10 protein-coding genes are annotated in these 12,049 nt (G+C 37.4%); 1 reads left to right on the top strand and 9 read right to left on the bottom strand.

The features are described 5' to 3' along the window. Positions 1 to 394: 394 nt before the first annotated feature. From CHB68_RS09445 to CHB68_RS09455, 3 genes are all read right to left on the bottom strand, one after another. Positions 395 to 1,276 (bottom strand): leucine-rich repeat domain-containing protein, encoded by an 882-nt coding sequence (locus CHB68_RS09445; protein ID WP_143815193.1) that lies wholly within the window; start codon positions 1,274 to 1,276, stop codon positions 395 to 397. Positions 1,277 to 1,489: 213 nt separating this feature from the next. Further along, positions 1,490 to 2,368 carry a leucine-rich repeat domain-containing protein gene (locus tag CHB68_RS09450; protein ID WP_089261233.1) on the bottom strand — a complete coding sequence of 293 codons (879 nt, stop codon included), beginning with the start codon at positions 2,366 to 2,368 and terminating at the stop codon, positions 1,490 to 1,492. Between the two features lie 159 nt (positions 2,369 to 2,527). Beyond that, positions 2,528 to 4,435 (bottom strand): ABC-F family ATP-binding cassette domain-containing protein, encoded by a 1,908-nt coding sequence (locus CHB68_RS09455; RefSeq protein ID WP_089260651.1) that lies wholly within the window; start codon positions 4,433 to 4,435, stop codon positions 2,528 to 2,530. 134 nt (positions 4,436 to 4,569) lie between these two features. On the opposite strand from CHB68_RS09455, the gene CHB68_RS09460 reads away from it, so the two are divergent. After that, on the top strand, positions 4,570 to 4,959 hold the full coding sequence (locus CHB68_RS09460; protein ID WP_089261234.1) for a DUF983 domain-containing protein: 390 nt from the start codon (positions 4,570 to 4,572) through the stop codon (positions 4,957 to 4,959). Here the strand turns inward: CHB68_RS09460 and CHB68_RS09465 are convergent. From CHB68_RS09465 to CHB68_RS09490, 6 genes are all read right to left on the bottom strand, one after another. Further along, positions 4,956 to 5,999 (bottom strand): NAD(P)/FAD-dependent oxidoreductase, encoded by a 1,044-nt coding sequence (locus tag CHB68_RS09465; protein ID WP_089260652.1) that lies wholly within the window; start codon positions 5,997 to 5,999, stop codon positions 4,956 to 4,958. The genes CHB68_RS09460 and CHB68_RS09465 overlap by 4 nt on opposite strands. 100 nt (positions 6,000 to 6,099) lie before the next feature. After that, positions 6,100 to 6,987 (bottom strand): type IX secretion system ring subunit PorN/GldN, encoded by an 888-nt coding sequence (gene porN / locus CHB68_RS09470; protein ID WP_089260653.1) that lies wholly within the window; start codon positions 6,985 to 6,987, stop codon positions 6,100 to 6,102. Between the two features lie 60 nt (positions 6,988 to 7,047). Then, complete coding sequence (gene porM, locus CHB68_RS09475; RefSeq protein WP_089260654.1) at positions 7,048 to 8,604, bottom strand: type IX secretion system motor protein PorM/GldM; 1,557 nt, start codon at positions 8,602 to 8,604, stop codon at positions 7,048 to 7,050. Between the two features lie 52 nt (positions 8,605 to 8,656). Next, positions 8,657 to 9,310, bottom strand: a complete 654-nt coding sequence (porL, locus tag CHB68_RS09480) for a type IX secretion system motor protein PorL/GldL (protein WP_089260655.1) — start codon at positions 9,308 to 9,310, stop codon at positions 8,657 to 8,659. 84 nt (positions 9,311 to 9,394) lie between these two features. After that, on the bottom strand, positions 9,395 to 10,759 hold the full coding sequence (porK, locus tag CHB68_RS09485; protein WP_089260656.1) for a T9SS ring complex lipoprotein PorK/GldK: 1,365 nt from the start codon (positions 10,757 to 10,759) through the stop codon (positions 9,395 to 9,397). Positions 10,760 to 10,882: 123 nt separating this feature from the next. Beyond that, a complete protein-coding gene (locus CHB68_RS09490) occupies positions 10,883 to 12,040 on the bottom strand; it encodes a formimidoylglutamase (RefSeq protein ID WP_089260657.1) in 1,158 nt (385 codons plus the stop codon). Positions 12,041 to 12,049: the final 9 nt, after the last annotated feature.

Consider the following 12,049-nt stretch of genomic DNA (forward strand, 5'->3'; position numbering starts at 1 on the left):
GTTTTACCTTGAAACGGCCAAAAAGCAAAGTGAAACGACATTATCCTAAATTGAGTTATAGTCCAGAAACTTCATTTCCCCCATGCTAGCCCTAGCAACCCAATTACTATATTGACGATCATAAAAGCTATTTAATAAGGCTTTTAGAACATTTTGAACACTATTCCCTAAATTCTTAAAAAACATTGTCAAAACATGAACGTAACTGCTTTTAAACCTGCTATTTATTTGATTATGAACAGATTTAAAAACAAAAAGCGAAACTACAAAAAAAGACATATGGCATTTGTTTTGAGCATGGTTAAAGAAATCATAAAGTATAGGTATCGTCTATTATATACTGCATAAAAAAAGGGATGCCAAGCATCCCTTTTTTATCTATATTTTATTCTAATTAGTGTTTTACATCCTCAAACTTGGTATCTACCAACCTTGTTTCGCTAACACCTACTTTACTGAACTTCATGTTCAAAAACTCATCATCACTATCAAAAACAGCCAACTTTTGCGACTGTAACTGCATTAATGAATTCAAGGACCTGAAATCGTTTCCTTGTAACTGTATAAATTCCAGGTTATTTAAACTTGCTACACTACTTGGCAAATCTCCTTCAAACTTATTATAGGATAGGATCAATTCCTTTAGATTCATCAACTTGCCAAGTTCAACATCTATTGTTCCGGCCAATTTATTGCCAAACAACTCTAATTGCTCCAATTTGGACAATTTTTCAATAGATTTTGGCAAATGACCTTCTAGATAATTACTGGAAAGATTCAATATTTTTAAGTTTTGCAAATTCCCTATACCAGCAGGTATTTCTCCTTCCAATAGGTTATTGAACATGGACAGTTCCTCCAGATTATGCATTTTGGTATAATCCGCAGGAAGACTACCGTTAAATTTGTTCATTTCCAAACGTATGGTCTTCAATGTACCGACTTTAAAAATTTCTTGGGGCAAATTACCCTCAAGAGCGTTGAACGCCAGGTTTAGGGTCTCTAAATTGGTAAGCGCAGTTATACCTGCGGGAATTTTACCTTTAAGATTGTTTCTATACAGTTTAAGGCCTACGACATGATTGTTTTCTATTTGTACGCCGTACCATGTAGTGGGATCCTCGTTTAAATTCCATGGGTTCTGCCAGTTTTCACCAAGCGTACTTTTATGGAACTTAATTAAATATTGTTTTTCACTTTTTGGAATTTGGGCTATGGCTGTAAAATTACAGGCCAGCACAAAAAGGACGGTTAAGCTTTTGAAGGTATTTTTCATAATGAAAAATTTTTGTTGGTTTTGGGGGATTAAATTATGCTCATCTTCTGTCAACTCTGTTAAAAAACAGGGCTGCCATAAAAAAGCAGTTATTCTATAACGTATAAAAATTGATTTTATGATAGATTATTGTGTTAAAAATACACAACCAAGAAAGAGATGTAGTTGTACATCTCTTTCTATCACCAAACTAACTAAAAGTGTAAACTACTCTTACTCTTCAATATCATCTTCAAATTTAGTATCCGCCATTTTGGTCTTACTAAAGTTGATATCCTTAAATTCAAGTTTTCTATCGTCCTTGTCATAATCAAAAACCAAATACTCCTTGGTCTCCAAAAACTCTAAAGCCTTAAAAGAACTAAAATTGTTATTCTGTATCTGAAATACTTCCAAACTTGCCAGTTGGGCAAATTCACTGGGTATTTCGCCATTTAAATTATTATTGGCCAAAACTAATTCCTTTAGGTTAGACAAATTGCCCATATCATTGGGTATGGCACCTTCCAATTTATTTTCAAACAATCCCAAAGTTTCCAATTGGGTCAATTGTCCTAATGAACTAGGTATATCACCATAGAAATCATTGCTGGACAAGTTCAATATCTTAAGTCCCCTTAAATTGCCTACCGTGGCAGGTATCTTACCGGTTAAGAAATTATTGAATGCGGAAAGCTCCTCTAGTTGGTACAGATTACCTATTTCCATTGGCAGCTCTCCTTTTAACCTGTTCATCTCCAGCTTCAACACCTTTAGGTTATTTAAGCTGGCTATTTCTTGGGGAAAATTCCCTGTCAATGAGTTAAAGGCCAAATTTAGCACCTCTAAATGTTCCAACTTTCCTATTTCAGAAGAGATTGGCCCCATTAGATTATTGTGAAATAAATTGATCTCCACAACTTTGTCATCTACCACCTTTACACCGTACCATTGTGAAACCGGCTTTTTCAAATCCCACTTTTTAACCCAATGCTGACCATTTGTACTTGTATAAAAATCCATTAAGGCCTTTTTCTCCTTTTTGGAAATTTCTGCAAAACATACGGTAGTCAGTAAAAACAAACTGAAACTTAAAGAGTATATTTTTTTCATATGTTGGTGGTTTTTAGCATCCAATACTTAGGAATTGTCCTACAAATTTGAACTATTAACGCTGAAAACTAAAATTTTATCGTTGTGCAACCACCGTTTGTTGTGAAAGTTACCTTTTCTGTTGTAAAACGTGTTAAAACAGGTGTCTATAAAAATACCTTAACTTAAAGACTCTATATCCATTGTAAGATTTTCCCACTGCTGCATGAGCTTTTCCAGTTTATCCTTTTTAGCCTGATAGGAATCAAAAAAGTTAGGTTTTTGAATGGTAGTATCATAATCTACCAATAGATTATGGTCAATTTCCTTGATTTCCTTCTCTAGACTACCCACCTTACTTTCTACGGAACTAAGTTGATTTTTTAAACTTTTAAGCTTCTTTTGATCCTGAAATGAATTTTCCTTGGGCTTGACCTTTTCTACGGCCACTGCTTGTTTTTTTTCTATGGCCCTGAAATTTTCCACTTTTCGCTGTTCCAAATAGAAATCCACATCGCCCAGATATTCATTTATCCTAGAATCCTTGAATTCATAGACCTTATTGGTTAATCCTTGAAGGAAATCCCTATCGTGGGATACCAATATCAACGTACCCTCAAAATTTAAACATGCCTGTTTTAATACGTTCTTGGATTTGATGTCCAAGTGATTGGTAGGTTCATCCATTACCAATACATTAAAAGGCTGTAACAGCATTTTGGCCAGGGCAAGGCGGTTACGTTCACCCCCTGACAATACCTTAACATACTTTTCCACCTCATCTCCCCTGAACAAAAAAGAACCTAAAATATCCCTTACCTTACTTCGGTTACTTTCATTGGCTGCGTCTATCATAGTGTCCAATATGGTTTTGTTACCATCTAGATATTCCGCTTGGTTTTGGGCAAAGTACCCTATTTGCACATTATGGCCCAATTTTAAACGGCCCTCATGCTCCAGCTCACCAACAATAATTTTTGCCAAAGTAGATTTTCCCTGTCCGTTCTGACCAACAAAGGCCGTTTTGCTATCGCGCTCTATAAGCAGATTAATATCATCAAGGACCAAATTACTTCCGTATGATTTTGACAACCCTTCTATTTCTACTACTACCTTACCGGGTGTAATGGACACTGGAAAACGAAGGTTCATTACGCTATTATCATCTTCATCTACCTCTATACGCTCAATTTTATCGAGCTTTTTAATAAGGGACTGGGCCATTGATGCCTTTGTAGATTTGGCCCTAAATTTTTCAATTAAACGTTCTGCCTGTTGAATCTCCTTTTCCTGGTTCTTTTGGGCGTTTAACTGTTGTTGTTTAATCTCGTTACGCAAGACCAAGTATTGGGTATATGGTTTGTTATAATCGTAGATTCGTCCCAAGGATATTTCTATGGTCCTATTGGTAACATTGTCCAAGAACATTTTATCGTGCGATACGATGACCACGGCGCCCGTATAATTATTTAAAAATTGCTCGAACCAAATGATCGATTCAATATCCAAATGGTTGGTTGGCTCATCCAGCAAAAGCACATCGTTACTCTGCAACAATAGTTTTGCCAATTCAATTCTCATTCGCCATCCACCTGAAAAAGTTTCGGTCTTTTTATCAAAATCTTCCCGCTTAAATCCTAAGCCCTGTAATATCTTTTCTGTTTCGCCTTGATAATTATAACCTCCCAAAATCTCATAATGCTGGGAGACATCGTTAAGGTCTATGATAAGCTGACTATACGAATCCGTTTCATAATCCGTACGTTCTGCCAGTTGATGATTGATCTCATCTAACCTAAGCTCCAATTTTTTTATTTCCTCAAATGCCTGATAGGCTTCTTCCAAAACGGTTCTTCCCTGTACAAAATCTATATCTTGCCTAAGAAAACCGATTTTAATATCCTTTTCTACCGCTATAACCCCGGTATCCAGAGCCATGTCCCTATTCAACAATTTTAGCAGTGTAGATTTTCCCGCACCGTTTTTACCTACTAAGCCTACTCTATTCCCTGCATTTAGACGAAAAGAGATTTCCTCGAACAAATATTCTCCGCCAAAGGAGACTGATAGGTTATGAACGTTTAACATAAAATATAATTCTTCTGTTTTAAATTTTTACCCATAACAAATGATAGGGCAAACTGTATACTTTTAATTTTTTGGACGGTTATCAAAAGGATAAAAAGAGCCGCCTTTTTGTATCTTTACATAAAGTTTTGCAAATGTTAAAAAAAGGAAACAAACTCTACAGCATTTTAACAGGAAGTTGTCCCCGATGTCATCAAGAAAGTATGTATTTGGATAAAAACCCCTATCATTTAAGCAAAATTTTTAAAATGCATGAAAAGTGCGGTCATTGTGGTTTTAAATATAAGATAGAACCCTCTTTTTTTTATGGGGCCATGTATGTTAGTTATGCGGTAGGAATTGCTTTTGCGGTTGCCGCCTTTGTAATTGCAAGGCTTTTTATTGGTGCAGACCTTATACAGACTTTTATAGCCATTGTTTTAACCATGATTGCCTTTATGCCGGTTATCATGCGGCTATCCAGAAATATATGGATCAACATTTTTGTGAAGTATGAAGCTAGTACCAAGGCCAATACACCTTAATTGGGTAAAAATCTATTAATGTCCATTTCCTTATCCAAAGGCCTTTGCATTTCTATATGTTCAAAAAGTGCCTTGGATGCCCATGGACCTATCATAATCCCGTGAGAACCAAAACCGTTCAACACCCACATATTAGGGTATTGCGGATGTTTACCTACCAAGGGCCTTCTATCCTTTACCGTTGGCCTTACCCCCGCTTCTTGGCCTACGATCGTATATTTGCATTTTAAAAGGGTATTCAATTTATTGATGATTTCCTTTTCTGCCCACAGGGTAATGTCGTTATCCTTATCACCCCTGTTATAAGTAGCCCCAACCTTATACCGATCATTTCCTAATGGAATAAGGAACAGGGAAAATTTTACAAGACTTTCTTCCTTTAATTCCTTGGATTCTATAATGAGATACTCCCCTTTTGAACCCTGTAAGGGCAAATACTTAAAATATGGATTTGTAGTAAGTCCAAAGCCTTCACAAAAAATGATATGCCTGGCCGTGACCGCACCATAGACCACTTCATTGCTACCAATTTTTAATTTATTATAATCAAAGGTCTCATAGTGCATTATTCCTTGTTCTACCAACCACTGTTCATAGGTATCTAGCAATAATGAAGTATTTAATTTTCCGGTATGCAGTACTTTTCCCAACCTGTTGGGCACGTTAAGATGGGGATTATTATTAGTGATCAATTGGGTATCCAAAAATAGCTTTAGCCGTTCCTTATCCGCAGCCTCATACCATAAATTCTGTTCCTCTATTGAAGCAAACTTTCGTAATACGCTTAATCTCCTGTTAAAATGAACTCCTAAGAACTGCTCTAGTTGGGTATAAAATTCCGTGGCATAAAACAATTGTTCATCTGCTTTCCAAGAAAGTGTAAACCGCTTTAGGATTATAGGATTGTAAAGGCCTCCGGCCACCCTGGAGGATGTTTGCGATCGATCATTGAACACTACAAACGTCTTGTTGTTTCGCCGTAAAGTTTCACAAAAAGAAGTTCCGGCCAACCCTAACCCTACCACTATATAATCTACCATTGGGCAAATGTAATCACAAAACCATAAAATGTTTTATAAAAACAAAAAACCCAATCTTAGGATTGGGTTTTTAAAAATGAATTGGATTTTTATATGGTGCTTAATAAGCCCACATATCTTGTTCTTTATCTCTGATCGTTTCCTTGATACGTTTTGCCTCAAGCAATTGGAACAATGCATTGTCAGAAATATAGGAATCAATCTCCCTATCTCCCTGTACGTTATCCTCTTTATAGATAACCGCGTTGAACCTACGTGCATTCAGCAACATATCAAAAGATATGGGTTGTGCAGAGTTTTGTTGGTTGAACACCTTTGCCTCATGTAAAATCTCACGGGCATCTGGGTACCATACCCAAAACAATTCTACCATATCTGGGTTATCGTCATCCATGAAGTTGACATCCGGTGCTACCGGTGCAATCCCCAAAAGACGATATTTTAATTCTCCCTGCCTTTTGTCAAAATACCAAATTCCTTTAATATGGTACTCTTCAATGTCTGCCGCGGAAATACTTCTACGAGTAATGTACTCTTCAGAAACCGTTTCTCCGGCATTCATTTGTTCGTATCCATAATCCAAGGTATCAACCATTTGCAAGGCATCCTTTAAATCGTCATACGATCTTTTTTTAGTGAAATAAGAATCTGTATACGTTTCTAATTTTCCACTCTTTAAATTTTTAATTAGAACATGATATAAAGACCTTCTATCCGGTCCAATATCCATGGTATCCGTAGGATAATATAGTGGGAAGTTTACACGCTCATCCAAATCTACGGTCTCCCATAAAGTTTTGGACCAAAGTATATCCCTATCATCTACATAACCATATTCCAAGGGTGCATCGTTATCTACGGCTTTCTGCGCTTCTGTACGAATACCAACCTCTTCAGGTTTTTTGGCATTCAAAACATTTGCCTGGGCCATCATAGATATGGGCAACAATGTTACCGCCCCGATTACAAAAACATTTTTCCAATTCATGTTTGTTTCACTTTAAAATTAACCGGGCAAGATCAACTTACCCGGTATCATTCCATTTATTTAGTTTGTAATCTCCACAACAACTGGAGATACTTTCTTCAACTTGTAACTTTTGTTATTGGTGATGTATGCTTCAATATCGAAAATCTGCACGATATCACCTCTTTTTGCACGTTGTAAAGCCGCTTTAGCTTTGCTGTCCATTTTGTTTCCTCTAACAGAAACAGTTGGCTGTCCCGGCACCTTGAATTTGAAACCGCTTACCGCAAGGTTCAAATCAAAATCAAAATCCTCTAGACCCGCACCTATAGTAGCGATCTCTACGTTTCTTTTAGGAAGCTTAATGCTACCAGTCTGCTTACTAATACTACCTTCTGGCCTTGGAATATCCTTGATCCTGAATTCAGATTTAGAAGTTATAGGCTGACCATCTGGCAATGTACCTGAAGCTGTAATGGTAACCGTTCTACCCGTTCCTGGGTTCATTACGTATTTACTACCGCTAACCGCTTTAAGACCAGGAGCAGAAGCCCTTACCTTATTGTTTGGTATACCCGGTATAGAAATAGACATTGGGTTGGCAACACCTCTATATACCACGTTCATCTTGTCAGCAGCGATCAATGCCGCATTTGGCTTGGAAATGGTAGCAAAAGAATTGTTCACCTCTACAGGAATTTCTTCACCGTCTTGCTTAAAGTAGATCGTACCTTTTACTTCATGATCACCGGCAGAACCAGAATTGATAAGCATTTTTACACCACCTGCCTCTAATTTATAATCAGAACCTTCAGATAATTTTCTACCGTCCAAGGTTAACTCAGCTCTTACCGGAGTAGAAGAGTTATCCGTTTTGCTGATGATGATCTTACCATCGTACTTTTCACCTGCATAATAAGCAGATTTAGTAGCTGCAAGGGATGTAGCAAAGTTCTTTAAAGATACCTGACTGGTCAACTCACCTTCTAGCATAGATTTTAAAGCTGCTTCTTCAGTAACTTTTACATCTGCTTGAAGAGCGGTCAATTTAGCCAATGAAGCTACTAAAGGATAACCTTCATAATGATAGTTGATCCAATCTTGCATACCATCTTTAGCTTGTACCTTACCTTCAGCATTTCCTGTTTGGAAACGATCTATAACCGAGCTCTTTAATGAAGCTGGTACGATAGCCGCAACATTATCCCTATAGTCAGTAAGTCTTTTCATGAACTCTTTTCCTCCTTCTGAAAGGTTGTCCCCTTGAAAGAACTTTTGATCTAAGAAATCTGAATTGTCCATTCTTGCATAATCCTTTGGATTCTCAAGACCTTCTGTCATTCCAGTTTTAAGCGACTCTAGGTAATCATAATACTCTTGAGACATTGCTTTGATCTGTTGAGCATTCTTGTACAGCTTTTCATATTTAGCCGCATCTTCAGATGCTTTGGTTTCCAGACTACCCAAGAACGCTTCGTTACTTGCGGTTGTCATTGCGTTTGAAGTCTCTAGCTTTTCATTCATTATACCGAATGCGGCCAATACTTCCTTACTCATATTTAGTGCCAACATCGCGATGAAGATCAAATACATTAAGTTGATCATCTTCTGACGTGGTGTTGCTTTTCCTCCTGCCATGGATTTTTAGATTTTAATTATTAATTAATTTGGGGTTTGGTAAAAAATCCAATTAGTTTTTACTCATTGCAGATAACATACCACCGTAAACACCGTTCAATGAAGAAAGGTTGGTAGACAAAGATGCCATTTGATCTTTTAGTGCACTTGCATTCTGAACTACTTCCTCGTTTACTGAAGCTTGTCTGCTAGCGCTTTCCAACTGTACTTTATAAAGACTGTTCAAAGACTCCATTTGAGCTGCAGCTTGAACCATTTCACTAGAATATTTCTTTGTAGACTCCATTGCATCTACCGTTGGAGCGATACCTTTGGCAGCACCTTCAAAATTCTTAATGCTAGTTCCCAAGCTTTCCATAAGACTTGCATCTACGCCAGCTTCTTTTAACAAATCATCTAATTTCTTAGATAAAGACGCTTCTGCTTCTTTTACTTCTGCAGCTTGACCTTTTTTAGGCGCTTTGCTTTCACCACCAGCTAATTCTGGGTATACCAATGACCAATCTAAATCGTCATCAACTGGTTCAAATGCACTGATCGCAAATATAAGGGCCTCCGTAATAAGACCTACCGCTAATAATAGACCACCTGTTAGTGGACCAAATTCCCAGTGTAGAATTTTAAACAATGCTCCAATAATTACTACTGATGCTCCTAGGCCATAGGCCATGTTAAATAATTTTTTTGTGGATTTTGACTGTGCCATGATTTTAATTTAATTAAGGTTTAATAAAAAAGATTTGGTTAAAAATTTAATTTGAATTTATTATAAAACTGTTAATATTTCTATTTATTGTGTAGAGTCCTCTTCACCCATATAATCTTGTACGGTCCTGAAACCTATGTAACTACGGGCAGAATCTGCATATTCGTAATCCCTGGTACTTACTTGTAAGAAGTATGCAACATCTTTCCAAGAACCACCTCTAATTACTTTTCTTGTATTGGACTGATCACCTCCGTTAGGGTTCATTGTGGATACGTAATCATATGCACTTGGGTCATAACTAGAGTTTGTCCACTCAGAAACGTTACCGGCCATGTTGTACATATTAAAGTCGTTTGGTTCATAGGATTTAGCCTCTACGGTATACAATGCCGCATCTGCTGCATAATCACCACGCTGAGGTTTAAAGTTGGCCATGAAACAACCTGTATCACTAATTACATATGGACCACCCCAAGGATATGTTCCACCTTCAATGCCTCCTCTGGCAGCATATTCCCATTCTGCCTCTGTAGGTAGTCTAAATTGGTTGACGAACTGTCTTCCACGACTCTTATTATCATCATTCTTGAACTTGGTTCTCCAATTACAAAATGCTTTGGCCTGTTTCCAAGTAATACCTACTACAGGATAATCACTATAGGCATCATGCCAAAAATAATCATTGTGCATTGGCTCGTTATACGAATAGGAGAAATCCCTTATCCATACCGTAGTATCCGGATATATCTCAACTTCTTCCGTACGTATAAATTCTTTTCTGCTTTTGTTTCCTTTGATCGATGCACGTGCAGCAGCTTCTATATCCATCCAATTGTACTTGTATTTCAACTGTTTTACATCAATAGTACGCTGTCCGTTGTAAGACTCCTCCTCAGACAAGTAGATGCTGTCCATAATCTCGGTATAATATTCATCTGGATATTCCGAAGTGTCCCAAATTAAATCCTCATCCTTGTTCAAGGCCCTACCTTCATAACCGGTTTTGCCCATTCCTGAATAATTGTCCAACATATATTTGTCATATACTGAAGACCTGGTCGTATCCGCATCCTTAAATGCATAATCACCAATACCACCTTCTTCAGGACCAATTCCCAACTCATCGGCCAAAATGGCCAATTTGGTTCTTACGATAGAATCCTTTACCCACTCTACGAATTGACGGTATTCGCTATTCGTAATTTCGGTATCATCCATATAGAAGGAACGTACCGTAACCGTTTTGGTAGGTGCGTTCAACAATTTTGCTTGGTCTTCTTCACTTTTACCCATAATGAAAGAACCTCTTGGGATAAGTTCCATTCCATATGGTTTTTCGGGATACCACTTTTTTCCCTGGACTCCAGTTAGCTCACCTTTCTGTTTAGACCCACAACTTGTGAGTAAAAAAACAAACGCTATAGAGGATAACAATAGCTTCTTCATACTTTAGGTTAAATTTCGATTATGGTTTAACTATAGAATACAATGGTTTATTCTAACATCTAAAACTATGTTTTAAATAAAATATTGTATTAAAGTCTTTTAATGCTTTAAAAATATTCTCGTTCAATTAAAGCCTTTCTTATAGGCCTTGTACCACCTTTCAGGAATCTGTTGATTACATGCATCTACATAATCCTTCTCGGTGCATGGTAATAACGCAGGTGTATGACCTTTAGTATGTGAAGTGTAAATAGATGGTACTTCTGTCCACCATCTTTCTGTTAATAAGCTTTTATAAAAGACCAATTCTTCGTCTTCGCTAGGTACGTTGTATTTGACAAAATCGTCTGATTTGGAGTAAGGAGACTCTTGAATCCTGTAATTGATTCCTTCTATGAAGTACCATATAATCTGGGCAATTAGCTGCTGGGACTGGACATTGTTGTCCATTTCATAAATTCCAAAAACCGACACCTTATCGCTAAGCCCGGCATATCTTGCAATGGTACAAATTTCACGGCCATCAAAACCATTTGGCGAAAAATTGGCAGAATGGGATAATTCACTCGCCTTAACGGCACGCAAATCCAAACTCACCATATGCGCATTTCTTAATACGGGTTCCGCCAAGGTAAGATCATTGGCCACTTCCCCTAATCTGTAGGCATCAAAAAACAAGCGTTCCATTAAATCAATTTCCTCTTGGGCATTGAAATAACTTTGATAACCAATATTTGAAAAATTAAAAAGATTATTTGGCTTATCCGTAATAATCTTGCTCATATAGGAATGTGACGAGATCAATTCATCATCAATGCCAAAATCAAAACGACTGTCAATGGCCACCAAATTGATCATATCCTTAATACCATCAAATGCCCTGTAAGCCGGATAGGTAATATCTTGTGTTGCGCCAAGGATAATGGGAATGATTTGCTCTTCCAACAAGCCCGCTACTACTTCCTTTACTACAAAATAAGTGTCTTCAACCGTAGCACCTTCCTCTATATCACCCAAATCTACCAGAGTGGCGTTCCAATTACCCACCAAAAGTTTATACAATTGTAACCGTATACCGGAAACGTCCAATTTTTCATGCTTTTTTTCATAAGCATTCCTGGATTCCCTAACCCCTAAAAATGCAACGGTGGCATTCGCCAATACGGGCAATCCGTCATTTTCAGTATGTATATAGGTGTTTTTACCAATGGCTTGGTTGGGCAGCAACTCATTGTGGGCCAAAACCTTGTCCTGCACCGGAACTAAAAAATCAAAGGCCATGTAGTAATC

It is taken from the genome of Maribacter sedimenticola (genome assembly GCF_900188415.1).
Taxonomy (GTDB): Bacteria; Bacteroidota; Bacteroidia; order Flavobacteriales; family Flavobacteriaceae; genus Maribacter; species Maribacter sedimenticola.